The organism is Paenibacillus sp. J22P169 (assembly GCF_059691995.1).
In genome coordinates this window covers 265,433-292,127 of sequence record NZ_JCAUAO010000007.1, presented here as the reverse complement: position 1 = coordinate 292,127, position 26,695 = coordinate 265,433, and the positions used below count along the sequence as shown (strand labels likewise).

Here is a 26,695-nt window from a genome sequence, read left to right as displayed (position 1 = left end):
TTATGCGGAACGGGTTAACGTTTCAAGTTTACTTTTGACTAGCGATGATCGCTTGTTCCAAATCATAAATAATATCCTCAATCGCTTCTGTACCAACGGATAAACGTATTAGTCCTGGAGACACACCCGCTGATGCTTGTTCCTGCTCATTCAATTGCGAATGTGTTGTACTTGCGGGATGAATAATTAAGGATTTAGAATCTCCCACATTGGCCAAATGAGAGAATAGCTCCACTGCGTGTATCAGCTTTTTGCCTGCTTCTATGCCCCCTTTGATGCCAAAGCTTAGAATCGCGCCTTGTCCTTTCGGTAAGTACTTCTTAGCTAAGGAATAAGACGGGTGGCTTTCTAGACCTGCATAGCTTACCCACTCCACGGACTCATGGGACTCTAAGTATTGGGCAACCTGCAGCGCATTGGAGCTATGACGCTCTAGACGCAAATGCAACGTTTCTAAGCCTTGAAGTAAAAGGAAGGAACTATTCGGTGACAGCGATGCTCCCAAATCTCGCAATAATTGCACGCGCGCTTTGATTATGTAGGCAATCGGGCCGACAGCTTCTGTGTACACAACGCCATTGTAGCTTGGATCCGGCTTCGTCAAACCTGGGAATTTGCCGCTTGCTGCCCAATCGAACTTCCCTCCGTCTACAATTACGCCACCGATGGTCGTACCATGACCTCCGATAAACTTGGTCGCAGAATGCACCACAATATCGGCTCCATGCTCGATCGGTCTAAGCAGGTAAGGGCTCGGGAACGTATTATCGACGATCAGCGGAATACCATGTTCATGCGCAATGGCTGCGACCGCTTCAATGTCCAAGATATCCCCTTTGGGATTGCCAATGGATTCGGCGTAAATGGCTTTCGTTTTGTCAGTAATGGCACTTCGGAAATTATCAGGATTGCTAGAATCTACGAATTTCACCGTGATCCCTAATTTAGGTAATGTATTAGCAAATAAGTTGTAAGTTCCGCCGTATAAAGCTGATGCTGATACGATTTCGTCACCGACTTCAGCAATGTTCAATATCGAAAACGTAATCGCCGCTTGACCGGATGCCACAGCAAGCGCGGCAGGCGCACCTTCGAGTGCTGCGATACGCTGTTCAAACACATCTGTTGTCGGATTCATAATCCGTGTATAGATGTTGCCAAATTCCTTGAGCGCGAATAGATTAGCGGCATGCTCCGTGTCGTTAAATACATAGGACGTCGTTTGATAGATGGGAACCGCGCGTGAATTAGTCGTAGGATCAACCTTTTGACCTGCATGAATCGCTAGTGTTTCCGGTAAGTGTTTACGTTCAGAATTGGACATGAGCATGCCTCCTAGGATTATGGTTCATTTGTCGAGCGATTAAGAAATAGATTATTCAATAATTCCTACTGGAATAGTATGTTATAATTTTACTGGCATTTTCTTCCTAAAGTCAATACCAGATTTCAGAAAACCGTAGGCCTGACAAACTTTCCTCAAACTTTGTCCTGTGGAAGAAGAATAATTCGTCCATTCTCCATCTCTACACGAATTTTATTCGTACCTGCAGCACCTATGGATTCAAGATAGTTCGCCGGAATCTGTAGTCTGCCTGCCTTGTCAACGACTGCATATTCTACGTGAGAATCTTCTTCCGACGAAATAATCCCCTGCTCAAGCTCCAACAATTCTTCTTGATAGGATTTGCGCCGCAGTATTTCGGAGGAAGTTTTGCCATCTCGAATCGCTACTACACGATCCACCTTCTTGGCCAGAAGCGGATCATGGGTAACAATGACAACTGTCAAACCGAAGTTTCGGTTCAACTCTCGAAACAGATCAAGAATCTGATTCGCCATCTTCGTATCGACGGATCCTGTCGGTTCATCTGCCAGCAAAAGCCTCGGCTGATTAGCGAGCGCAATCGCGATCGCAACGCGCTGCTGCTCCCCGCCAGAAAGCTCATTGAGCTTGTTATTTCGCCGATGGCTCAAGCCTACTGCCTCCAACAGATCCAGTGCACGATAACGCTTGCGCCGTCCCTGCAGCAGAATCGGCAATTCCACATTCTCCATTGCCGTCAAATAGGGAATCAAGTTTCGAGCATTATTTTGCCAGACGAAGCCCACGGTTTCCCGTTTATATTTGACCAAATCCGCTTCTTTAAATTTCAGCAAATCTTTCCCATCCACACTGAGATTACCTGCTGAAGGTCGATCAAGCCCTCCCAGCATATTGAGTAGTGTCGACTTCCCACTGCCGCTGTTGCCGATAATGGCCATCAACTCACCCTCTTGAATATGAAGGTCAAGTCCTTGCAGAGCAACGACTTCAAGATCAGCTGCTTTATAAATTTTAACTAAATTTTCACAATGAATCATATTTAATCCTCCCCAAGCTTAACGGCTTGATGAATCTTAATTCTGGAGAGCATCGTGCCGAGAAGTAGTAATCCGATTCCAATCATGATGATAACAATGAGATATAAATGCAGCTGATCTTTCGGATCAAAACGGACTTGAAATGGCGGTACTTGGCTTGACGAATCGAACGTTAATTGGAATAAGGGAACGAACAATCGGCTAGCTGTATTCCCCGTAATCATGCCAATGATCACCGCTGCGCCTGAAGTTAGCAGCTGTTCGGCAACTAGCATTCCGATCAACTGCCGAAAGGATATCCCCATTGCTCGGAGCACACCAAATTGTAAGATTTGACCATACAAGGAGAGCAGCCAGTACAAGAGAAAACCAATGAAGCTGATACTTATCGCTATCAAGAAACCGAGCGTCATAACGCCATTCACGGCTAGCTGGAAGGGGTCGTTCTTCGAACGAATCACCATCATATTCGTATCAACTAAACGTGTGACTGACATGCGCTTCTGTTCCAGTGCTTCATATAAGGCTTGACTCGTCATATCCGGCTTCAGCTTTAGCCACACATCATAAGGCTCTACAGCTAAATTATTTTGGATAAATGATAGATGTCCTATGACAAGCTTCGGTGCATCTACTTTACTTTGCTTTGATGTATCCGTTTTGCCTGACGAGCTCGTTGATGCGGTCAATATCGGATTCGGATTCCAGCTAGGCCAATAGTCGATAATGCCATAGATCACAGAGGTAGCTCCCTCCACATCATTCCACCCGATCCGCACCACATCGCCCACTTTGGCGCCTGTTTCCTCGGCAATGGACCTAGAAATCAGCACCGCTTTGGAATCCGTAGCCAACACGTTCAAATAGTCATAGAAATGGTGATCTAGCAGATGGTCACGGAACCAGGCTGTACGTCCGAAATCATCCGTATCAATCCCCATAAGCGTTGTTCTTTTCGTATCTTTGCCAAGTGCGATATAGGCATCTGGTTTCTTAAAAACACGAGCAGCTGATTCTACCCCTGTCAGTTGCGAGAAAGGCATAAACGGAGGCTCCACGTATTGGACTCTTTTCTTACTACCACCTGCGCTGCCTAACGCTTTCTCTTCACCAGAGGACCCTGGTGGCCCTGTTTGTGGTGGAGGGGCATCATTATCCCATGCCGTCTGCAGAACAATATCGGCCCCATTGTTATAATGAATTTTCTCTTCCACATTCTTATTCATCGTCCTTGCTGCGCTTGCGCTAAAGATCCCCGTTGCAAGTGTCATAATAATAAATAGCATGATGAATTGATATTGTGTCGTAGATCTCCCAACCTGCAGCAGGGTTGAATACAAGTAGGGCGGCCACCATTTTCGGCCAATGACATAGATGAGTTGAATGATCCAAGGATAAATTCGCAACACCACTAGGCCCAGAGCGAAGATGAAAATGGCAGGCACCACGAAAAGAAGCGGATCCACCTTCAGGTCCATAGAATCCAATCCCAGCGCGACCAGATCATCCATTCGTCGATTAAAGCTTTGTAATAAATACATGGAAACAGCCAGAAGGACGACATCCAGATATATTTTATGAACAAAAGAAAGCTTATTCTTCCTCGCAAGTGTTTGCTTATGACCTACGATGCTCACGCGCGTTGCTAGAACTGCAGGAATGAGCGTCATACCCACAGAGGCAACAACGGCAATTAAGCCGTATTGATAAGCCTCCCCATTCAGCTTCACTTCCATCGCAGCACGCTGGACAAACGATAGAAAGCCGTTCGAAGCGCCTAAGATTTGCGTTAATTGGAGTCCCAATAAAGGACCTACGAGCAGTGCAATCCCACCAAGCAAAACACCCTCAATCACATACCCCAGCAAGATCTGCGCTCGACTAGCACCTCGACTCCGCAGAACGGCAATCTCTGTTTTCTGTCTTTCCGTTATCAAATTAGCAACCATAAATAAATAGAAAGCAAGCAGAATGCTAACGGGCACATTCAGTGACCAGAGTAAGATGCGGAGCTTTTTCTCTTTGTCATCATACGTTGTCAATGTAGTAATCGTTGGATTAAACGATTTATAGGTTTCTAATTTATTCCAAGCGTATAGCTCCATTTCTGAATAGGCTGTGATGAATGTGTCTAATCCTTCTAATTTCAATTGATGATAATCTAAGGCGTAGTTCCAGTATGAAAATAGATCGACAAAATGACCTTCCTGCGTTAATTCTTGCTCAAATAAGGAAGAAGGAATGAAAAATCTTGAACCCAAATCCGTCATTGGATTGGTCGTCCAATACATATCAGCATAGTCAGCGCGATCAATCACAGCTACCGGCTTGATGCGAATGTTTACTTTCAATTCACTATCCTTAATGGTTACTTCATTGCCAAGCACGATTTTCAACTTCGTTAATAGTTCTGGAAATACCCATGCCTCATAGACACCATCTACGAGCTTGGCAGCAGGCATCACACCATCAACGAGGCGTATGTGCTTTTCCAAATCCGTTATAGCGGCAATTTCACCGTAGCGTTTCTCTTTTGGATCGACTTTGCTTGGATCGCTAGGCGTAAGTTCAAATGTCTTGGTGCTGCGCGTAATCGTAGACTGAAGAATGGGCAAGCCGAAATGCTGGATTTGCTCCGACATATAAGCATCCGTATCACGCAAACGGTTAGCACCGTCTTTGGTCACGGTGAAGAAGGCATGATTGTTCACTAATCCAGGATACCTCTGGGTGTCCGTCTGCTGTACTTCCAAATCTTTGATCAACATACGTTGCAAAATGGCATGTGTATAAATCGGCATTGAGCTCGCTAGGGCAACGGAGATGATTAGCCCTAGTAATAAGCTCAGCTCTAACCAACGATTTTTGGCCATTTTACGGAGAATCATCAGAAATAAAGCCATTGTAATCCTCCTAAGCATTTTGCTTTAGCAAAACTAGCATCGTAAGCATAAGCTCGAAAACGTGCTAATTATTTAAAATGACTTGCTGACCTTCCGTGAGTCCCGCTCGGATTTCCACTTCCGTCGCTGTGACAAGCCCTTTCTCCACATCGACTTCTTTCCGGCTTTCACCATTCAGCACTTGCACATAATCGCGACCTAGATAAGAGCGAAGTCCTGTTCTTGGGATCACGAGGACATTTTCTCGTTTCTCCACAATGATCGTCATGTCGCCAGATGCTCCGATCTCGGCTCCTGCCGTCCCTTCTGGAATACCTACAATAATCGTTTTGGCATTTCGTTCAGCTTGCTGTTTATTATCGGATCGAGGAGCGCTTGAAGGGGTTTGCAGCACTTTACCTGCTACAGCACTTCCATTTGAGCCGAACTTCACTTCGACATTCATGCCAACCTCGATACCAGAAAGTGTACTGCTATCTGATGATTCATAAAATAACTGCAGCTTGCTTGGATCTGACACAACAACTAGCGTACTGAAGGCATCGATGATATTTCCTTGCTGAGCATCCGTTACGAAGGTAACAACGCCTCCTGAAGCTGCTGTAAGCTTGGTTCTCGCCAATTCAGCCTGCAGATTGGCAAGCTGCAGCTGCGCTGCTTCCACATCTATAGCCTTAAGACGAAAAGAAAGCTCTTGGTCTGGCGAAGTCATCTTGACCTGCAAGCTTGCGATCTGTGCCTTCTCTAGGTTCAATTTTTGCAGGGCGATTTTCGTTTCTAAATCACCCTGCTCTAGTTCAGCAAGCACATCCCCTTGCTTGACGATATCGCCTGATTTGACGCGTAAGCCAGCTAAGCGGTGACCAGATTCTTTGAAGAAATAACTAGTCGTTTGGCTGGATCTTAATGTCGCAAGCGCACTGAGTTTTCTCGTGATCGTGCTTTTTTTCACTTCATACAGCTCAAAATTTTCTTTGACCGGTTTAATTAAAGGCGGCTTCAGCGCTTCTTCCTCCTTCGGCAGCAAGGAACAGCCCGCAAGTATGAATAAAGCGCCCGTTATAAGTACAAGCTTTGAAGCGATTGTATTAACCTTCATCGACAATGGAACCATCCTCCAATGCATAGACTTCATCGACAACTTCCATGATCGCCAAATCATGTGTAGTCAAAATAATGGTCATCCCTTCTTGCACCAAATCCTTGAACAACTTGAGGATCTGAAGACCCATCCTACTATCTAACTCCGCCGTAGGTTCATCTGCCAAAATTAGCTTAGGCTTATGAGCAATGGCTCTTGCTATCGCAACTCTTTGCTGTTCGCCCCCAGAAAGCTCATAAGGACGATGCTTCATTCTCGACTTTAAGCCCACGAAGTGCAGTGCCTCTTCGGCTAATGATTTATACTGACTGGGATGAATGCCCGAAATGCGCAATCCGAACTCTACATTTTCGTAAGCGGACATATACGGTACTAAGGCAAATGATTGAAAGATGAGACCGATCTGCTTCCGTCTAAGTTCATTACGCTTGGACTCGGAGAGTGTGCTGATCTCCATCCCTTCCAGATAAACGGCACCTTCCGAAGGATGGTCCAAGGCTCCTATGATGTTGAGCAGGGTTGTTTTACCAGAACCAGACCTCCCGCGCAATGCCACTAGCCTGCCTCTAGGTATCGAGAGATTCGCTCCACGTAAAGCATGAACCGCTCCAGATCCCTTCCCAAATATTCGTGTGACACCAATGGCTTGCACCATGGGCACCTGATATTCATGCATAGTCAATATTAACACCTCATCTTTACACTAATCCTGCAGCTTCACTATAAATGTAAACCTTTACATTACAAATAAACAGACCACCTTTGTTGGAAAAGGTGTCACTTTGTTCGTTTTTTCACGAGACAAAGCTATAAGGTCGAAATCATTAGTAAATAGGCTTCTCAAACTCTTTCGGTGAACAACCTACAACGCGCTTGAACGTCTTTGCAAATGTTTTGGCGTCAGGAAAGCCTACCGCATCCGCTACTTCGTATACCTTCATTTCGCCCGTTCGCAATCTCCGCTTCGCTTCCTCCATCCGAATGCGAGTCAACGTTTCACTCAGAGATTCTCCCATTTCTTTACTAAATAAATCACTTAAATAACTGCGACTGAGTCTTACATGATCAGCCATATCAGATGTGCTGATAGGCGAGGCATAGTTCTCTTGCATATAGGTCAGAACCTTGCGTATAAACGTATTGTTTGAGCGTGGCTGTTGATCATTCCCTATTGCCGCCACCGTGTTCACCATGAGCATGCTCAGCGCTTGCCGAATAAGATGCGTGACCTGTTCGAAGCTGACACAATGGCTCAGCGCTTTGTTGTGTACGAACAGCTCTTCATAGCGATCAATCTCTCTGTAGCCGCGTTCGCGCGCATAGCCGGCGGCAAGCGCAAGCAGCTCTTGGATAAAAGGCAGCACCTTCTCCTTCTCAGGGCGCTGCTCCCTCAGTCGGGCACATAAGGCATCCGCATGATGCAGATATCCGTCGCTGTTATCGTGCACGATACAGCGTAGCAGGTCGCTGCGTATATCATACGGCAGCGACGGTGGTGCCTGCCTGCTTGCTGCCTCTGGCGCAAGCACAACCCGGCGATTCCGGCTCACGCCGTAGAATCGCTCATGCAGCTGCTGCGCGTGGAGTGCCGCAGCAGGCTGCACGTCTTGGAGCCGGCGAATGACGACGCCGGCTCCAATGAACCAGTCCGGCGCATGCGCGAGCCGGACCTGCGCCGCGTGCTCCAGCGCGGCGGCAGCGGCGATGGCGCCGCCATCTGAAGCTTCTGCTGCCGGCATGAGCAGCAGCACGCTGTCAGCGGCCAGCGGCAGCGCCGCGATGCTGCCAGTCCAGCGCCAGCCTGTGGCAGCGGCGCTGGACCCGGTGTGTAGCAGCAGGCTCACTAAGCTGCCTGTTGTGCGATGGGTACGACTTGCGCTTTCCGTTTCAGCGCCGAATAGTTCTTCTTGCAGCTCCGCTTCCCCAAGCCCCGTCTGCAGATACATCTGCAGTCGATTCGCAAGCTGCATCTGCAGCGTCGACGCAAGCTCAAGCTCTCGGATCTCCTGTTCCCTTCGCTCATTCCGTTGAATTTCGAGATCTCGCTTCACACCAAGCAGAATGTCCATTAATGACTCGGGCTCCATAGTAGGTTTCAGCAAATAATCCTTAGCCCCCAGCTTCATCGCTTCTTTCACATAGGTGAAATCATCCATGCAGCTCAGTACAACGCTGCTTATCGGTCTTGGACTATCTTTTAACTTACGTATTAAGGCTAAGCCGTCCATTCGCGGCATGATGAGGTCTGTGATCACGATGTCGATATGCAAAGCTTCTAGAAGCTCGTACGCCTCCAGACCATCCTCCGCATCACCTGCATAGGTAAAGCCATAGAGCTCCCAATCCACTAACTCACGTAATCCTTGCCGAATGATGGGTTCATCATCCACTACAAGTACATTCATACTCCCCTTCACTCCTCGCCCTGATGGATGGGAAGAAACATCCTGACCGTGGTTCCTTCACCAGGTTTGCTAGTAATATGCATTTTAAATTCTGGCCCATAGATCAGTTTAATTTTCTCTCGAATATGTGAAATCCCCACGCCGCTCATCCGCTCTTTCAGCATACGATCAGCATGTGCTCCTCCTATTGCTTGCATAGCTTCCCAGGCAGAGCTGCCCTCTGCGACCTGCATCCCCACACCATTGTCTTCCACCTGGCAAAACAAAAGATCCCTATCTATCCATGTTCGAATCGTAATGATACCTTCTTGTTTTGTCGGCCCAATACCGTGAATAATGGCATTCTCTACAAGCGGCTGTAGGAGCATTCTTGGAACTAAACAACCTAACGTGATTTCATCCACATGCGTTTCGATCTGAATCCGATCCCCGTAACGAAACCTTTGGATGGCCATATAATCATGGGTCAGACCCATTTCATCACGCAACGAAATAAAATCTCCTTTTTTACCTAAGCTAGCTTGCAAAAGACGTACTAAAGCGCTAACGACCTCTGAGATCTGAGGCGTCTTATGGATCTTAGCCACCCATTTTATCGTATTTAACGTGTTGTAAAGAAAATGCGGATTCAATTGATAATGGAGCGCTTCCATTTCAGCTTCTTTCTTGAGGGACTCTTCCCGCTTCACCTGCTTGATCAAATCTTCCAACCGATTCAGCATTTGATTATAGCTCTGACCTACCTGCATCCACTCATCGGCGCTTTTGAAGGTCCAATACGCCCGCAGATCACCACGCTCAGCTCGATTCATTAACGCTTTCAGCACATGAAGCGGCTTCGTCACCATTGTGACAAAGAGAAGAATCCCTCCTACGCTTAATGCGATAACTAAACCAATTATGGCGATAAGCGAAGTACGGTAAACAGGAAATACAGCTAGACTATGCAATGGCAATGGAGCTTCGTAATAAGATAACCATGTGACATCACCGCTCACTTCTACTTGTTTCACAGAATGAATTCGTGTTCCATCCCTTTGCACGTTGCCAATATCCTGGACTACACCTTGCCAATCTCCTGTGTAGACACCATCTCGGAAAATCACCTGTCTATCTGGGGCCAACAACACATACGCATGCGAAGGGCTCTTTCCAGTGATCTCCTTCCATAGCTTGTTCATATTCACCCAAATGGTCACCTTACCAAGTTCCTGAGTACCTGCACGATCTATCATAGACTCCGAATACGTCAACAAGTAGGCGTTAGAATGACTAACACCATCTCCTACCGGCTCAAAGCGTTTATTCAGACTTTTCCCCCGTGTAACCAAAGTCCCATCCATTTCCCCATTTTGCGCACATAGCGTTCGGTTGGAAGCCTGAACCGTCAGACATACCTGATCGATATAACGCGTGTACACAGTTTGCTCGGATAGCAGGCTATTCACGTAGTTACTTAATTCAGTCGAAGTCTGTATAGATGACTCTTGGCGTTTGGCAAACGACATGATGCCATAATCGGCTGCAAGTCGATGCGTTATTTCCTTCAAATCAGCGAGTTCTCGCTGTAATCCTGTAACGATTTGATCATGTTGTTGATCTACGTCCTGCATAATCGTTTGCTCCATGTACGATGAGAATTGCTGATTGCCTATAGAGAGCACGATAAGCAATGGCAAGGATATGGCCAAAAGTAAATACAGAAACACACGAAGTTGAAATCTGTTAATGAGGTGAGAGAACAGCGATGGCATACGTCACCTTTCGTTTCCTAATAGATGGGATAATATATTTCCATCATAGCATATTGGAATTTTTTCCATCTTCCTTTTTTGGGAGAATAAATGAAGAGAATTTCAATTGAAGTCCTTCGAGGATAGACGACCGCGTTTTAAATGTTCTTTTATCGCCATAAAAAAACCAGTTAACATCCGATTTTGCGGATGCTAACTGGTTTATTGCATAATTCGTTCAAAACTTAAGGCTAGGTGAGTGCTCGGTATGGACGCACGGGTTGCGGACACAGGATCTCGGCGATCGAACGTTGTTGGTGGAGTTTGAATGTTTGGAGGGGCTAGTGCCCTACACACTTGTATTAACTGGAAAATATACAGCTATTTATGAGAAATTTCCCTGAAATCTCGATTTAACTGTAACACATGTAGTTAAAACTACCTTTTTCGTTCATATCGGGTAAAATGTATAAAATTAACTGTACGTTATCCATCTAATCAGCGTTTGATCAAAAAATCAAAAAAATTAACTGTAGAAAATCCATTAATTCGCCCGTCACAGAACTTCAACCTATGATTTCTCCAACGGTTCCCTGCCAGCTAAGAGGCGAACTAGGCGCGCTCAATGTTTAAAGGGCCGCACTAGGCGCGACCCTTATTGTGTATACCCTATAACACTTTAGACAAGAACGATTTCGTTCGTTCCTGCGTAGGTGTTTCAAAAATTTGTTGCGGCTTGCCTTCCTCGACAATAACACCTTGCTCCATGAACATGACGCGATCGCCTACCTCACGCGCAAACCCCATTTCATGTGTAACGACTACCATCGTCATACCTTCTTTGGCCAATTGCTTCATGACGTTGAGCACCTCGCCAACCATTTCGGGATCAAGTGCTGAGGTTGGTTCATCAAACAGCATGATCTTCGGCTCCATCGCAAGTGCACGTGCTATCGCGACGCGCTGTGCCTGGCCACCGGATAAGGAGTCCGGAAGCGCGTTAGCTTTATCTGCGAGTCCGACTTTAGCTAGAAGCTCCATGGCTTTCTTCCGTGCTTTATCTTCCGGCCATTTCCGTACTTGAATTGGCGCAAGCATAATATTATCAATTACCTTCATATGTGGAAATAAGTGAAACCGCTGAAAAACCATACCCAATTCCATGCGGATCTCATTAATTTTATTCGTAGGATCCATGAGATTCCGACCTTCGATCGTGATCGTCCCGCCATCTGGCTGTTCCAAGAGGTTCAAGCATCTTAGAAAGGTGGATTTCCCTGAACCTGAAGGTCCAATCACAACCAGCACCTCTTGATGATGAATTTCTGTACTGATGTCACGCAGGACAACATTATCTCCGAATGCTTTTTTCAAGTTCTTTACTTCTATTAAAGCTGGCATCTGTTATACTCTCCTTTCGATATAGCCAAGAAGCTTGCTAAGAGAGTAAGTAAGAATGAAATAAATAAGTGCAGCTGTTAAATACGGCTCCCATACCTTGAAATATTGGCTGCGCATCGCATTCGACCAATACATAAGCTCAGGTGCCGCGATGATCGCAAACAAAGAAGAATCCTTGATCAAAACGATGAATTCATTCCCGAATGGCGGAATCATCCGTTTAATGGCTTGCGGTAAAATAACGGATTTCATCGTTTGGAAATGCGTCATACCAAGTGAATGCGCGGCTTCGGTCTGACCTTTATCAATCGATTGAATACCTGCACGGAAAATCTCCGCCATATACCCCGCTGAATTCAAAGACAAGGCCACAATAGATGCGATGATGGGGTTCGTCGACCCTATGAATAAAGGGACAACTCCGAAGTGAACAAGCAATATTTGAACCAGCAACGGTGTGCCACGGAAAAAGTTAACATATATGCTTGTCGGCCATCTCAAATAGCCGCGGTGTGACATTTTACCTAAACCAACTGCCAGCCCCAATACAGAACCGAAACAGATGGAGAGAATGGAAATACCAATCGTCCATAGCGTACCTTTCAGAAGCAAGGGTACATAATCAAGAATGATATCAAAGCGAAAATCCATTCCACACTTCCTTTCTACCAATTATTCTGCTACTTACAGAAGAAAAGCATGCGTAAGGTTAAGTCACGCATGCTTTTGAACTTTTTATTTTTGATCGAGCAATTTCTTTGTATCTGGCTCTTGACCGAACCATTTTTTGTACACAGTCGCGTACTTGCCGTTCTCAATTACTTTCTTAATCGCTGGATCAAGCTTCGCTTTAAGGTCGCTGCCTTTAGGAAGCAAAATGCCGTAGTACTCGGATTCGAAGTTTTTCGAATCTGCAATCGAAACGAATTTTTTGTTTGGATTATTTTTAACATACTCACGAATAATAGCAATATCCGCAACAACCGCGTCAACACCATTACTCTCAAGCTCCAAAAGTGCAAGCGTGTTATTATCCATACGTTTCAGAGACTTGTTATCGCCACCCATGATTTTCGTCATAAGTGTATCGGCTGTAGTAGAGATTTGAACCGCTACTTTCTTATCTTTCAAATCGGCTGCACTTTTGATCGGGCTGCCTTCTTTAACAAGAATCATGTTCGTTGACTCGAAGTATGGAGCGGAATAATCATATGTTTGTTTACGCTCGTCTGTAATCGATACACTGGAAATTCCAGCTTGATACTCTTTACCTTGTTGAACACTTGTCAACATCGTATCCCAACCTGTGTTGGTAACCGAATAAGAAAGACCTGCTTCTTTCATCACTTCAGCAAGGAAGTCGATATCAAAACCAGCCACCTTGTCTTTATCCATATATTCCATCGGTGCATAGGCTGCATCTGTTGCAAATTTAATTTTTGTGCCACCGCTATCTTTGGAGCCACAACCTGCCATTGTTAGAACTAAAGCTGCTGCTACAACAGAAATCATTAATTTTTTCACTGTTTTTCCCCCGTTCTATGTATTGGACGAATCATATATTAACACTTGGTTAATAAAATAACAACACCTTTATACTTAAAATAGGCTAGGAAATTACAGGAAGTGTGAATTTTTATTCATTTTCAGTTTCATGCACAGATGACCAGCTCTGCTTTGTTAACGTGCATGATGCAAAAAAACGCCAAGGCTCTAAGACCCCAGCGTTCATGCTTTCCATTTCATATGAATTACATCATTTTCAATATAGCTTCTCTACCTGTCATTCCAGCAAATATGCCAAGGTCTTCCGCCGTATAGGTCACTGATTCAAGCGGTGCTTCTAGAAGCTCCTCGATCGTTCGAACCCCAGTTGCTCGCGCCGCTACAATATTCCTGTCACTTAATCGCTCATTGAGCAACGCCACATCGAGGGCGCCACACATAATGTAACCTTTATCCGTCGTCACTACTAGCAAGGTCGTCTTCGGCAATTTGACCTCTATCGCGATTGCTGTATGGCCTTCAAGAAGAATGGGTTCTACGCGCATCATGCTCTGCACAGCTCCTCTTCGCAGTCTTACGGTAGTATATGCGCCTGCGGCTAGTACGGTGTGAGGTTACTGTAAAGATTCTGTGTGAATTTCCATTTTTCGTGAAATGGTCACGAACTTTCCGTTATCCGTTATCGGTCATTCGTCATAATCGCATTAAAGCTCTCCGTTCTGCTTGTGGCCTACAGACCATACATACGCCAACAACCCTCCCCTGCTCATCGGAGTAGAAAGAGAGTTTCTTTTGCTTTTTACGACAAAACGAACATGTTTGCTTATTCAGCTTCGAAGATTTCTTGGCGTGTAAAGACATTTTAATAATTTTCCTAGCCTCAACCTTATCTCTTACTTTCAGAGTACTGTAATAAACCAAAATCAGGATAACAAATAGCAGAATAACTAGTACTATCCATTTCATGGCTCAACCTTCCTTCATTTAATATCGATTCAGGTTTAGAGGGTTACTGAAGATGAAGACCGGAGTTAGCTTTAATCATTCGAATTTTTTCTTTCTGAATCTTAATAATATCTTCATATATTATTAATTGGCTTACGAATAAATCATATTCTTCCTCTGCTTCTTTGAGAATGGCTTCCGCTTCCATCAATTTTAATCTCAAATCTTCTCTCGCGGCATAATCATCCAATCGGGTTCCTCCACCACAACGATTTATTGAAAAACGAAGCTACATTTGCTAATGATATCATGATATAGTTAAGACAAGTGAGATTTCAGTGCAGTTAGGAGGCTATGATGAACCAACGGTATTCAAACACAAGTCCAAAGAATGGGCATTTATTCACCGTAGAGATTTTAATTGAAGATGAAACAAATGGCCTTGCAATGGAAAAGCTCCTTCATTTATTAAATGTTGACACCGTTAAAGATTATCAAATCCTTAAAGGCATTCAGCTTGGTCAACTTATTGAATTGAACACGAAACAAGGAAGTTCAGCTTCCTTACATTCAAATAAAAAGCCTTCCGTATCTTCGCCAGCTTCAGCCGGCAGAACGATCCATTCCGAAGCTGCTATGAACATCGTTGAGCAGTTAGAGAAATTCAAAGCCAATAATACCTTGATCCGTTTGACGGTGATCAAAGCGCAAGGTATTAAATTGAATCTTCCCTGTCGCATCCTCAATTTTGATACCATCAGCCAGAATGTTACTGTCTATCATGTCGACGAGAAGAAGGTCTATCTGTTCAAGCTCAATGAAATTGAAGACTACGTAGCCACCAATTAATAAAAAAGGTACCTTTGCTGATCTTCCGCAAGGGTACCTTTTTCTATTCACCTGATGCAGCCGCAGACGCAACAGAAATACCGTTTATAAGCATATGCTCAAGCTCTATACGGTCAACAGGAGGACTAAACCAATAGCCCTGCACCTCATTGCATCGATTCTGGTATAAGAATTTCAACTGATCTTCTGTCTCTACACCTTCAGCAATTACTTTCAGATTCAAATGGTGCGTCATGGCAATAATCGTCGCAACAATGGCTGCATCGTTGGGATCCACCATGATATCACGTACGAAGGAGCGGTCAATTTTCAGCTTATCAATCGGAAATTTCTTCAAATAATAGAGTGAGCTGTATCCCGTGCCGAAATCGTCGATACTCACATTCACACCAAGCTCTTTCAATTCTAGAAGTGATTGAATGGCATGCTCAACATCCATCGTCATACTTTCGGTGATTTCCAACTCCAAATATTGCGGATCCAGTCCTGTCTGATCAAGCACATGGCTGATTTTCCCTTTCAGATTATGCTGAAAGAATTGTCGCATCGATAAATTAACCGAGATGGGGATAGGAGGATACCCCTCGGATTGCCAAGCCTTATTTTGCTTACATGCGGCTCGGAGCACCCATTCGCCAATGGGTACAATCAACCCGCTTTCTTCCGCTAATGGAATAAAATGATTCGGCATAACCATCCCCTTATCTGGGTGATTCCACCGAATTAAGGCTTCTACACCAACGATACGCCCCGATTCAATTTCCACTTGCGGTTGATAGTAGAGCACGAATTCTTCATTGGTTAGCGCTCGGCGAAGCTCATTCTCCAGCCTCAACCGATTAATAGAAACAGACTTCATATCCGTATTGAAGATCTGAAAATCATTTCTCCCCTTCTCTTTCGCCCTGGCTAAGGCAATATCCGCATATTTCATCAAGATGTCAGCCTCGTCTGTATCTTCCGACGAAATGGCGACACCTATGCTTGCAGTGACATGCAGCTCGTATTGTTCCAGCAGGAAGGGCTTCTCTAACACACGATTAATCTCCGCTATGACGGTCATTACATCATTGACATCTTCAACATTCGAATAGAAAAAGGCGAATTCATCACCTTCCGTGCGTGCCAGGAAATCCTCCGCAGTTAAGCATCGCGTGAATCGCTCGGCGAGTTGAAGCAGCAGCATATTACCATAGTCATGGCCAAAGCTATCATTGACCAGCTTGAAGCGATCAATATCTAAATAAAACACCGCGACTTTATGTCCTTCCGCTTGACACAAACGAAGTCGTTCATTCAGATGATCTTTAAATAACCGCCGATTCGGAAGCCCCGTCATATCATCGTAATAGGCCATGTAGCGGACTTGCTCATCGCCCCGCTTGCGCTCCGTCACATCCTGACAAATCAGAATATTACCTTTGGCCTGTTGATGGATATCGACGGGGACAGCTGTTACATGCAAATCAACGCGATAACCGAGTTGGTGATGCACAGAAGTCTCAAAGGTATAAGGCATCCCATTTTGGCTTTGCTGTAATTGCCACTCCGTGCGCTTCAGTTGTTCTTCCGTTACAATGTCCGTAAATGGTTGATGCAAGAGATCTGTGACCGAATACCCCAGTACCGATTCCGCCGCATGATTCATCCGAATGAATTTACCCTCAGCATTCAAGATTCCGATCGCATTAGGATTATGTTCAAATAGGGAATCCAGTACATTGAGATAGGCATGATCCCTCGGTAGTTCCTTGAGAATCGGCTGTTGTTGCCGCATTCCGTTAGCACGCAGGAGGTAAAGCAATGCGAGTGCGCCCAATAGACAAATCCATGGTGCGTACGGCTTTACGAAAATGCTAACAAATATGGCTGCGACGACATATATGCCAATATAGAGCCGATTTTTCACGAACTGGCCTCCTTACATTGTTCTATCTTCGTTAGGGAAGCCTTTCATGGATGTCCGACCTAGCTCCCAGATGTTGTCAAGCAATCACGTACTAATTACCAATCATTGCTTTCTTTCTACAAAGGTTGTGCCATTTCCTGCTAACCTGCCATAAAATGCGAAAAAGAGCCAGATTTCTCCGGCCCTTTTTCCTAATTCATTTTAAGCGCAGCTAGTGCTAGCAGGATCCAGCCGACTAGGAAGCTTAATCCACCTAACGGTGTAATAGGTCCAAAGACCTTAATACCCGTTAAGCTTAATCCGTAGAGACTGCCAGAGAACAAGATAATTCCGATGAAGATTGCCCATCCAGAGGCATTCACCAGTGAAGTATTTCCCAGCTTGTCCGAAAGCAGCGCGATCACAAGTAACGCAACCGCGTGAATCATGTGATAATGAACCCCTGTTTGAAACACATCGATCTTATCGGGGATTTTCGTTTTTAAATAGTGGGCGCCAAAAGCACCTAAAGCAACGGATAGGAAAGCATTCAAGCTTCCAATCAGCATAAACAATTTCATCATAAGACTTTATTTCCTTTCACAGCTAAAATGGATTACTCGACTTCACCAATATCATGTTGACCAACAATCAATCGAACAGGCTCCAAGAAAACACGTGTTACTGTAGGCTGCTCGATTAAATTCACTTCAATATCCTCGATCTTATAACGAATCGTCTTCCCCTCACGTTTGTCATAGACAACGTCGAACTGCTTCAAGCCTAACTCGTAAATCAGGACGGAGGAACCAATTGCTACTGCATTTGATTCATATTCTCCATGCTCAAATAACACCTCAGACATAATCTCATCATTCATATCGACAATCGTGACGTACTGGCAAAATTGGTATCTCATCGTTAGAAATCCCCCTTGAATTGGATTGATTTAGGTATTATTACCCATTCGCCGAAAATTGTCGATATTCCTGCTATTTTCATGATTCCCCACAATGTTCACATAAAATCCAACAAATAGATGACAATTGGGATGGTAAACATACTAAATAACGTTGATGTAAAGACAGCCTGAGAGGAAAACTCCGCCTCATTTTCATACTCAATAGCCAGAAGTACACTGCTCAATGAAGTAGGAACCGCGCAGGACAGAACCAATGCCTTCGCCGTCAAACCTTCTATCCCCAACATCCATACGACGAGAAAACCTAGCAGCGGCCCAATTGCCAAACGCAGCATATTCGATAGCAGCACATTCGAGAAGTGAAATTCCCATTTCATAGCGCCAAGCTGTACACCCAAAGTCAGCAATGCAGTTGCCATAAAGGCATTCGCTATGTAAGTCAACGGTATATGAATGGACGATGGTACCGGTACATGGTAATAACGCAGCAACAGGGCTATGGGAATCGCATAAATGACTGGTAACGATAGTATCGTTTTCGCGGTAGCTTTCCAAGAGGCTTTATGTGCATTTAACGTATAAATCCCATAGGTATTCGGGATGAGTGTCTGCATAATCATAATGACAATTTGAATAGCTAACGTATAGGCATTGCCGCCAAATACGGTTTGATTCAGAGGCAGCGCGTAGTTCGCACTATTATAGAAAATAACACTATTCCGCATGGCAATTCGCATGCCGCGCTGCAGCTTCTGAATGCGAATGATCAGTTCAATGATCGCGAATAACAAGCTGAAGAAAATAACAAAAAATAAGAGCACCTGCATAAGGATCGATAGACTCATTTCGGATTCATAGAGCTTCACAAAAACAAGTGCAGGGGAAAACACATAGAAATTGAGCTTCGATAATGTTCGAATATCAATGCGAAAGGCGCGATACATGGTCACGCCAATCGCGATCATAATACAAATCGGAACAATATTATTAATAAGAATGTACACGAAGTAATTCATTTCAAAGCCTCGATTCGTCGAGAATCCCCAAGATGCTCCTTACATTGAGGCATTCACGCTAGTAATAATTCGTTTCAACTGTGCATTGAAATTCGCAATTTCCTCTGGAGACAATCCACTCGAAGCAAACAAGGTCTGTGGAATGCAGAGTGCCTGATCATAGAGAGCTAGTCCCGCCTCTGTGATGCGAATGAGGACTACGCGCTCATCTTCCTGCGAACGGTTCCGAACAAGCAGCTTCTGCGCCTCCATCCGCTTGAGCATCGGAGTCAACGTTCCTGAATCCAAGTCAAGCTTCTCACTAAGCTCCTTCACCGTACTTTCCTGTTGTTCCCAAAGCACAAGCAGAACGAGATATTGCGGATAGGTGATGCCGAGCTCCTCGAGAAATGGGCGATACATGCGAGTTATCGCTCTCGAGCTCGCGTATAAGCTAAAACAAAGCTGATTCTCCAGCTTCAAAAATTCACTGCTGCTCATTGTCGTTTCCTTTCCCTCCGTCATATTGTGAACAATCGATTTGCTTCCAATTTAAACAAAATGCCTCCAACTGTCAATATAAAACGAAAAGAGCGCCCATGCGGGACGCCCTTCAGCTACTTATTTAATATTTTGACTTTTCACATACTCCAGCCATTGCTTCTTGTATTCCGCTTGGATTTTATCAAGTCCGGCTACTTTTGCTTTTTCCATAAATGTTTTCAGTCCGCCTTCAACATCTGCAACCAGACCTGCTTCAAGTGGATACAGGTATTGTTTCTCCACTTGCTCCAAAGCTGCTCTTTCAGCTTGATAGCTCGTGTAGTCTTCTGCAAAGCCTGTGTATTTATCAGGAGTTGCAATTTTATCCAGATCAGCGAAGATCTTTTTCACGCCATCATAACCTTTATCGAATAACATAAACTCTGGATTTCTCCAAGCCCAGCCCTGCATAGCTTCTCTAGGGAAACCGTTGCTGTTCGTGTCACCGATCATTGTGTAGTAGCCATTATCAACGGAGTAGTTTTTACCTAAGATACCATACTCTGTCAATTGATTGTATGTTTTATCTGTAACCATTTTTTCGTAGAACGCAAGTGCACGTTCAGCGTTTTTACTGCTTTTTGGAATTGCAAAGCCATTATGGATCGGGTGAACTGGCTCAGCATGGCCTTTGATCATTGGAGCCGGGTAGTATTCAAGCTTCCAATCTGGGTGTGTAGAAGCAATTTTCAGCTTTTGATCGTTAAAGCGGCTTGGATTATCTCCCAGGTTCGCTGCTGCTTTACCGCTTGTAATCAAATCGGTCATAGCATCCTTCGTATTCAGGACGTTCTTCGTAATGTAGCCAGCATCCTGCCATTTTTTCATCGCTTTCAGCTCATTTAAGTGCTCTGGGGAGCCCCAATACAAGCCAACCTCTGATGGCGTTTTATAACCAATGTTCAACCCATAAGGAACGGCTCCAATTGGATCGATTGTTAAGTTTTTATATTGATCAGATAGGCTGCCTTTTACATCACTATTTGCTGCCAAAGGCACCATGTCCGGTACATTTTTCTTAATTCCAGCTAGATACGCTTCAAAATTAGCAAGGGAATCCGGCTTCGGCAAGTTGTATTTCTCTCTGAGATCCTCACGCCAGATGAAGCCTGTCGTTACGTACTCTTTATAAGTGGCAGGAACGGTGTAGATCTTGCCATCAATTTTGACGGCTTCCCACATGTCCTTCGGTACAAAGCTATTCAATTTAGGTGCGGCTTTCGGCAGCAATTCATCAAGTGCCAGGAAAGCTCCTTTTTTGGCATAGGATTGGTATTGTGTCCACTCTGCTGTGAAGATCAAATCCACCGCTTGACCGGAAGATAATAATAGCTTATATTTCTGATCCCAATCCGTCCATGTTGTGAAATTGAATTTGACGGTTGCATTCAAATCCTTCAAGGCTAGCTTATTAATCTCTTCTTCAATGACCGGAAGATCCTTCGGTGCTGGTCCTAACATATAGAATTGCAATTCCACTTTCTTAGATATATCTAAACCTGCTGGCTTAGCTGTAGCTGCTGCTGCTGTAGCTTCGGGTGCTTTCGTTGCTGCTGCTGCGGAAGGACTTGGAGAACTTGTGGATGTGGAACTGCTACACCCTGCAACAACGGAACCGGCAAGTGCTAATGCCATTGACACACTGTACATCTTTTTCGCATTACTTTTCATGTAAATCCTCCCTTTATTTGTGCATATTTAAAATAAGTCAAACAATCTATGTTAGCTGACGGAATGATTCCGTTACAGTTCTAACCTTTGACAGCGCCTATCGTTAAGCCTTTAACGAAGAAACGTTGAACGAATGGGTACAGGAATAGAATTGGTCCCGTTACGATAATAGCCATAGCTAATTTGGTAGATTCCGATGGAATATCCTCACTCATCGTTACACCTGTGCTTACACCAAGCTGTGAAACCGCTGCTGCCGTATTAATGATGTTATACAAGAAGTACTGCAGCTCATATTTGTTCTGATCATTAATAAAGAGCGATGTCGAAAACCAGCTATTCCAATAATGTAAAGCCAGGAATAATCCAACAGTCGCAATCCCAGGCATAGCCAGAGGCAGTACAACACGGTAATAAATCGTGAAATCATTCGCTCCATCAATCTTTGAAGATTCTGTAAGCTCTTCTGGAATGGACGACTTAATGAAGCTGCGCATTAATATAATGAGAAAGGGAGACATGAGCCCTGGGAAAATCAATGCTGCGTATGTATCTGTTAATTGCAAATATTTCGTCATCATGATGTACCAAGGCACAAGTCCGCCTCCAAAAAGCGTCGTGAAGTAGATATAGAAGGAGAGCTTATTGCGATATTTAAAATCCTTCCTCTGCAGCACGTAGCCAGCCATCGTCATCATGAAAAGCCCCAGAACCGTCCCTACCACCGTAACGAAGATCGTAACACCGTACGCTCTTAATACTTTTTCCGGAAAGGTTAGGACAGCCTTATAGGCGGTCATAGAAAAGACTTTCGGTATAAGATGATACCCATCTCGTATAATGGATTCATTGTTCGTGAAAGAACCGGAAATAATGAGTAAGAAAGGAAACAGACAGACCACTGAAATCGCGATAATGACGAGATAGGCAATGATATTAAATGTAATGGAATCAATTCCCCTGGTTCGCAAGTGCAATCACCTCCTAGAAAAGTGCATATTCATCATTTGATTTTTTAATAAGATAATTCACTGTCATAATCAGCGCAAAGCCGAAGAGGGATTGATACAAGCCAGCAGATGTCGCCATTCCAATATCAAACGTAACCTTCAAGGAGCGGAAAACATAAGTATCCAAAATGTCAGTCGCGTTGTACAGGATGCCGTTATTCCCAATTAATTGATAGAAGAGATCGAATTGACCTTTCATAATGCTGCCCAGTGCGAACAGAAGCAATATAATGAAGGTTGGCTTCAACATCGGAATTGTAATGTACCAAACCCGCTGAAATATATTCGCTCCGTCAATCGTAGCCGCTTCGTAATACTCATCACTAATACCTGTTATCGTGGCGAGATAGATCACCATGGTGTAGCCCACATTTTTCCATACATAGAACATAATCAGCAGAAAAACCCATGAAGAAGGTGTGTTATAAATGTCGACAGGATTAGAACCCCATGATTTCAGGGTTGCATTCACAAAACCAGTATCATAATTAAACATGTTGTAAGCGATTGCATTAAGCAGAACAAATGAAATAAAATAAGGTAAGAACATCACGGACTGCGTAAGTTTCTTGAAGAACTTGCCTGTCATTTCACTTAATAGGATCGCGCAGAAGATAGCTGTCACATTTAAGAACACGATAAATGCTAGGTTGTAAGCTACCGTATTGCGCGTCAATGTCCACAACACACCAGATTTCCATAAGAATTCGAAATTCTCCAATCCTACAAATGGACTTCCGAAAAGCCCCCCATTAAAGTCAAACCTGGTAAATGCGAAGTAGATCCCCACCATCGGTACGTACGAATTAATAAAGAAGAAGATCAATGTTGGCGCTATCATGAGAAACAACAATTTATTTTTGTTTAACTCATAGAAAAATCCTTTCTTCCGGATCATGCTGTAAACCTCCCTGCGTTAATGTGTCCTGTAGTTCTTGTCGGTTGCCATACTCGAATTATAGACAGAATTGTATCGTCGGCGATACTGAAGATCTGCTAACATTTATGAACGAACTAACCAGAGATGGCCCAATTCACATATGCACAATCTAAACTTTCATGGAAAAACTGGCTTTTCTCGTGCTTTTCAGCCCCCAGGACTATCTGTTTCCGTTGCAAGCAGTATATAGTTGGGATATACTTTTTTTACTAAAGGGGGAGACAGATCGTATGATGCTTCGCAATCAAGAGAGTAAATTTATGTACCGCAACATCCTGCTTAGTATTGTTTTATCCATTGTTATCACACTGCTTGTCTCCTCAACGATCCTCTATGTCAATTTTGATAATATTGCACTCAAACAAGTGTATGAATCCGATTCCAACTCCCTGCTCCAAACTAGTCAGGAAATTAGAACTATTACGGAGACCGCAACCTCCCTTTCCTTTCAAATATATCGTGATTTCGTGATCAGCAAATTGTTGTTTTACGATAAACCAGATATCTACGACGTTCAAGGCAGCATGGCCCAACTGAACTTATATCGTTTAGCCATGCCTTTCATCGAATCGATTTATGTGTATAACGGGAAATCTGAGCTCTTTTATGTCAGCTCCAACAATTTTCAGAGCGGCATCCAGACGAAAGCCACGCTAGGCGATCCTAGCATGGTCGATATTCTCGATCATTTTCAGGAATATATTCCGTTCTTGCCGATTCCGAGATATTTCAAAGCAAAAGATGCAAGCTCACTTCAGTCAACTTCAGTCGGGATCTATTCCTATTTGTGCTATGATGCCATTAATTTGAATAATTCTTTGAATTCAGCTGTTGTCGTCAACATTTCAGAATCATTCTTCAATAAATCTTTGAAGAACGTGGCAAACAATCGGGCAAGCAACGAAATCATTATTAATAAAGAAGGCATTCTAATTTCCACGGATGGGACAAATCCTGTACTGTCCAATTATTCAGACAAAGGCTACATTCAAAAAATTATCGCTAATCCTTCCTCACCAGGTTATTTGGTCGATAATGTGAATGAGACGAAGTCTTTAATTTCGTATACAGCACCTGATTCTCTAGGCTGGCGTTATGTCCGCACAACCCCTTACACGATTATTACCGAAGAAATCAGAGACATGCGTCTCAAAACGATTTATATCTCGCTTAGCATCCTTCTCGTGGGGCTACTTATTTCACTCTTTATGTCCAAACGACTATTCGATCCCATCGATAAAGTCATTCGAAGCTTAAAAACGTTAGAAATTGAAAAGCGTGATAATCTTCAAATTTTGCGACAAAATTTCCTGAGAAATATTATTATGGGTAGAGATGCATATCACCCCCAGGCTTTACAATCGAAATTAACGTATTTCGGCTCCAAAATCACAGTCGGGCATCCCTCCTTACTTCTCATGGTTAAAATGGATCGCTACGAAGAAAACATCCGCACCTATAAGGATCAACTGACATTGCTGCGTTATGCAGTTATGAATATATGTACGGAAATCAGCTCCTCCACCTTTCACGCGGAAGGTATTGATATGGGGGATGACCACATCATCTTGGTTCTTTCTGCTAAGGAAGCAGATTTCAGCTGGGAGTGTACGGCTTTCACTGAGTTGCTCCAGAACATGCAAGCATCCATCGCATCTTTCATTAAGTTATCGGTATCGATAACCGTGAGCCCGCTGCAGGATGAGGCCACACAAAGCTTCCAGCTATACAAACAGCTGCTAGAAGCCTCCTATCATCGTTTATTCAGAGGCCATGGTTGTATCATTTGGTCGGACGAAATCATTGCGTACCGTACCAAAGAGTACAAGTTCCCGTCTCAGAAGGAAAAACAGCTTGTCGATTGTCTCATGACTGGTGATTCCGAAGAAGCTGAACTCATTTATACCGAGATCATACAAGAAACGTCTTTATATCCCTACACAGTTGTTCATTTGGCTATTTCCCATCTGACGTTAACAATTAATAATGTACTAACGACAATCAATAAGAATAACGCACTAGCCTTTCCCCTCTATTTGGATGCTGCTGTCGCTTCTCTGACCCATGTGGAGACGATTGAAGAAATTAACACGCAATTCATTGACTTATTCAGGCAGCTTCAGAAAAAGCTAGACGAAAAACGAAGCTCTAAGCATGTAGAACTCATCAAGAAGATGAACGACATTATAGATCGGGACTATGCGAATCAAAATTTGTCGCTCAATTCCATTGCCGACGAACTCGCGATGTCTTCCATCTATATCAGCCGCTTATACAAGCAACATACGATGATCGCCATTACCGATGTTATACAAGATGTTCGCATGAATAAATCCAAGGATCTACTATTAAACACATCACTCTCCGTAGCTGAAATCGCTGAAAAAACGGGCTTCACAAGTGACTCGTATTTCTATCGCTTGTTTAAGAAATACAATGGCATCACACCGAATGATTTCCGCAAGCAGTTGAAATTTGAGAATACCCTCAACCAGAAAGGGGTTGAAGAACGATGACATGGCTAAGTGCTCACGACAACCAATTACATGTTATTTTCGCAGAAGCGAAGGAAGCTGTACGCCAATACCCTTCGCCACTAGACCAGTTGGGGCTTGCCTACTTAGCCAAGTTTGACGCAACTCGCGAAGGGACTACCAAAAATTATATTTGCTATCTCCTTCCATATTGGATGGAAGATATCAGTGAGCTGACTCCTGAAGAGTTCAACAAGCTGTCACTGGCAAATATATTCGTCATGCTCTACTTCTTCATTCAAGACGATATTATGGATGCTGCCAAAGGGGAGCACGTTAGCAAGCTGCCACTTGCTAACCTCTTTCACATCCAATTCCTGTCTATCTATCGCGAGCTCTTTCCTTCACATTCCCCCTTCTGGAGCTATTATGAAACGTATATCATCGAATGGTCCAAGAGTGTAACGAATGAGCTGCAGTCGGATTATTTCCATCATGACAAGCTGCAAATTGCTAAGAAAGCTGGTCCTGTTAAAAATGCCAGCACGGGAGCACTTCTCCTCGCGAATCAAGCCCATCTCATCCCCGTTGTCACAGCTGCGGTTGAACAAACGCTGGTTACCCTTCAAATGCTAGACGACTGGGCAGACTGGGAAGAGGATCTAGAAGAAGGCTCGTATAATTGCTTATTAGCTTCCATCCGCAAGCAATTGCAGCTTTCGACAGCAGATGTGCTTACGCCTGAAATGGTCAAGCAGCAGCTCTATGTCCATGACTTTATTACCACATATGCCGGGATTGCTGACTCCCATCACGAGCACCTGCTAAGTTTGTCTATAGGCATGAGGCAGCTTATAGCTTTCCATGATTCGCTAGTCCAAAATATTCATCGGGTAGCTAATGAAATTAAAGAAAGAAGGGCTGCATTAGTTTCTGGCAGCTTCTACTATTTTTTGTCTAATTCTGATAGATTTTGATAGATTAATAGATATGAACATGGTATACTTTTTCTTGTAGGCAAAATTACCCAAGTGACTAGGAGTG

Annotated in this window: 23 protein-coding genes; 3 read left to right on the top strand and 20 right to left on the bottom strand. The window is 44.0% G+C overall.

What is annotated here, in order from left to right; translation table 11 throughout:
• Positions 1-28: 28 nt before the first annotated feature.
• From AC58QG_RS27195 to AC58QG_RS27140, 12 genes are all read right to left on the bottom strand, one after another.
• Positions 29-1,324 carry a homocysteine synthase gene (locus tag AC58QG_RS27195; protein WP_497365218.1) on the bottom strand — a complete coding sequence of 432 codons (1,296 nt, stop codon included), beginning with the start codon at positions 1,322-1,324 and terminating at the stop codon, positions 29-31.
• A gap of 155 nt (positions 1,325-1,479) precedes the next feature.
• Positions 1,480-2,364 (bottom strand): ABC transporter ATP-binding protein, encoded by an 885-nt coding sequence (locus AC58QG_RS27190; RefSeq protein ID WP_497365217.1) that lies wholly within the window; start codon positions 2,362-2,364, stop codon positions 1,480-1,482.
• Between the two features lie 2 nt (positions 2,365-2,366).
• The gene (locus AC58QG_RS27185; protein ID WP_497365216.1) at positions 2,367-5,267 is read right to left on the bottom strand and encodes an FtsX-like permease family protein; all 2,901 of its coding nucleotides are present in this window, start codon (positions 5,265-5,267) and stop codon (positions 2,367-2,369) included.
• Between the two features lie 64 nt (positions 5,268-5,331).
• Positions 5,332-6,366 (bottom strand): efflux RND transporter periplasmic adaptor subunit, encoded by a 1,035-nt coding sequence (locus AC58QG_RS27180; RefSeq protein WP_497365296.1) that lies wholly within the window; start codon positions 6,364-6,366, stop codon positions 5,332-5,334.
• Positions 6,356-7,045 carry an ABC transporter ATP-binding protein gene (locus AC58QG_RS27175; protein WP_497365295.1) on the bottom strand — a complete coding sequence of 230 codons (690 nt, stop codon included), beginning with the start codon at positions 7,043-7,045 and terminating at the stop codon, positions 6,356-6,358. Before AC58QG_RS27175 ends, AC58QG_RS27180 begins: the two co-directional genes overlap by 11 nt.
• A 148-nt stretch (positions 7,046-7,193) precedes the next feature.
• On the bottom strand, positions 7,194-8,774 hold the full coding sequence (locus AC58QG_RS27170) for a response regulator (protein WP_497365215.1): 1,581 nt from the start codon (positions 8,772-8,774) through the stop codon (positions 7,194-7,196).
• A gap of 8 nt (positions 8,775-8,782) precedes the next feature.
• Positions 8,783-10,453, bottom strand: a complete 1,671-nt coding sequence (locus AC58QG_RS27165) for a sensor histidine kinase (protein ID WP_497365214.1) — start codon at positions 10,451-10,453, stop codon at positions 8,783-8,785.
• 723 nt (positions 10,454-11,176) lie between these two features.
• On the bottom strand, positions 11,177-11,908 hold the full coding sequence (locus AC58QG_RS27160; protein WP_497365213.1) for an amino acid ABC transporter ATP-binding protein: 732 nt from the start codon (positions 11,906-11,908) through the stop codon (positions 11,177-11,179).
• A gap of 3 nt (positions 11,909-11,911) precedes the next feature.
• Positions 11,912-12,559 (bottom strand): amino acid ABC transporter permease, encoded by a 648-nt coding sequence (locus tag AC58QG_RS27155; protein WP_497264576.1) that lies wholly within the window; start codon positions 12,557-12,559, stop codon positions 11,912-11,914.
• Positions 12,560-12,643: 84 nt separating this feature from the next.
• On the bottom strand, positions 12,644-13,384 hold the full coding sequence (locus AC58QG_RS27150; RefSeq protein WP_497365294.1) for a basic amino acid ABC transporter substrate-binding protein: 741 nt from the start codon (positions 13,382-13,384) through the stop codon (positions 12,644-12,646).
• A gap of 275 nt (positions 13,385-13,659) precedes the next feature.
• Positions 13,660-13,962: a YunC family protein gene (locus AC58QG_RS27145; RefSeq protein WP_497365212.1), complete on the bottom strand. Its 303-nt coding sequence runs from the start codon at positions 13,960-13,962 to the stop codon at positions 13,660-13,662.
• A gap of 461 nt (positions 13,963-14,423) precedes the next feature.
• Complete coding sequence (locus AC58QG_RS27140) at positions 14,424-14,609, bottom strand: hypothetical protein (protein WP_497365211.1); 186 nt, start codon at positions 14,607-14,609, stop codon at positions 14,424-14,426.
• A 104-nt stretch (positions 14,610-14,713) separates the two neighbouring features.
• On the opposite strand from AC58QG_RS27140, the gene AC58QG_RS27135 reads away from it, so the two are divergent.
• Positions 14,714-15,208 carry a hypothetical protein gene (locus AC58QG_RS27135; RefSeq protein ID WP_497365210.1) on the top strand — a complete coding sequence of 165 codons (495 nt, stop codon included), beginning with the start codon at positions 14,714-14,716 and terminating at the stop codon, positions 15,206-15,208.
• A 43-nt stretch (positions 15,209-15,251) separates the two neighbouring features.
• On the opposite strand, the gene AC58QG_RS27130 is transcribed toward AC58QG_RS27135, so the two are convergent.
• From AC58QG_RS27130 to AC58QG_RS27095, 8 genes are all read right to left on the bottom strand, one after another.
• The gene (locus AC58QG_RS27130) at positions 15,252-17,117 is read right to left on the bottom strand and encodes a putative bifunctional diguanylate cyclase/phosphodiesterase (protein ID WP_497365209.1); all 1,866 of its coding nucleotides are present in this window, start codon (positions 17,115-17,117) and stop codon (positions 15,252-15,254) included.
• 191 nt (positions 17,118-17,308) lie between these two features.
• Positions 17,309-17,677 (bottom strand): DUF423 domain-containing protein, encoded by a 369-nt coding sequence (locus AC58QG_RS27125; RefSeq protein ID WP_497365293.1) that lies wholly within the window; start codon positions 17,675-17,677, stop codon positions 17,309-17,311.
• A gap of 35 nt (positions 17,678-17,712) precedes the next feature.
• Positions 17,713-18,015, bottom strand: coding sequence for a hypothetical protein (locus tag AC58QG_RS27120; RefSeq protein WP_497365208.1), 303 nt, complete (start codon positions 18,013-18,015; stop codon positions 17,713-17,715).
• A gap of 98 nt (positions 18,016-18,113) precedes the next feature.
• Positions 18,114-19,034 carry an AEC family transporter gene (locus AC58QG_RS27115; RefSeq protein ID WP_497365207.1) on the bottom strand — a complete coding sequence of 307 codons (921 nt, stop codon included), beginning with the start codon at positions 19,032-19,034 and terminating at the stop codon, positions 18,114-18,116.
• A 39-nt stretch (positions 19,035-19,073) separates the two neighbouring features.
• Positions 19,074-19,514 carry a MarR family winged helix-turn-helix transcriptional regulator gene (locus AC58QG_RS27110; protein WP_497365292.1) on the bottom strand — a complete coding sequence of 147 codons (441 nt, stop codon included), beginning with the start codon at positions 19,512-19,514 and terminating at the stop codon, positions 19,074-19,076.
• Between the two features lie 120 nt (positions 19,515-19,634).
• Positions 19,635-21,233: an extracellular solute-binding protein gene (locus tag AC58QG_RS27105; protein WP_497365291.1), complete on the bottom strand. Its 1,599-nt coding sequence runs from the start codon at positions 21,231-21,233 to the stop codon at positions 19,635-19,637.
• 74 nt (positions 21,234-21,307) lie between these two features.
• Entirely contained in the window at positions 21,308-22,198 is an 891-nt protein-coding gene (locus tag AC58QG_RS27100) for a carbohydrate ABC transporter permease (protein ID WP_497365206.1), read from the bottom strand.
• A gap of 13 nt (positions 22,199-22,211) precedes the next feature.
• A complete protein-coding gene (locus AC58QG_RS27095) occupies positions 22,212-23,135 on the bottom strand; it encodes an ABC transporter permease (protein WP_497365205.1) in 924 nt (307 codons plus the stop codon).
• A gap of 272 nt (positions 23,136-23,407) precedes the next feature.
• On the opposite strand from AC58QG_RS27095, the gene AC58QG_RS27090 reads away from it, so the two are divergent.
• On the top strand, positions 23,408-25,693 hold the full coding sequence (locus AC58QG_RS27090; RefSeq protein WP_497365204.1) for a helix-turn-helix domain-containing protein: 2,286 nt from the start codon (positions 23,408-23,410) through the stop codon (positions 25,691-25,693).
• Positions 25,690-26,628: a hypothetical protein gene (locus AC58QG_RS27085; protein WP_497365203.1), complete on the top strand. Its 939-nt coding sequence runs from the start codon at positions 25,690-25,692 to the stop codon at positions 26,626-26,628. Before AC58QG_RS27090 ends, AC58QG_RS27085 begins: the two co-directional genes overlap by 4 nt.
• The last annotated feature ends 67 nt before the right edge of the window (positions 26,629-26,695 follow it).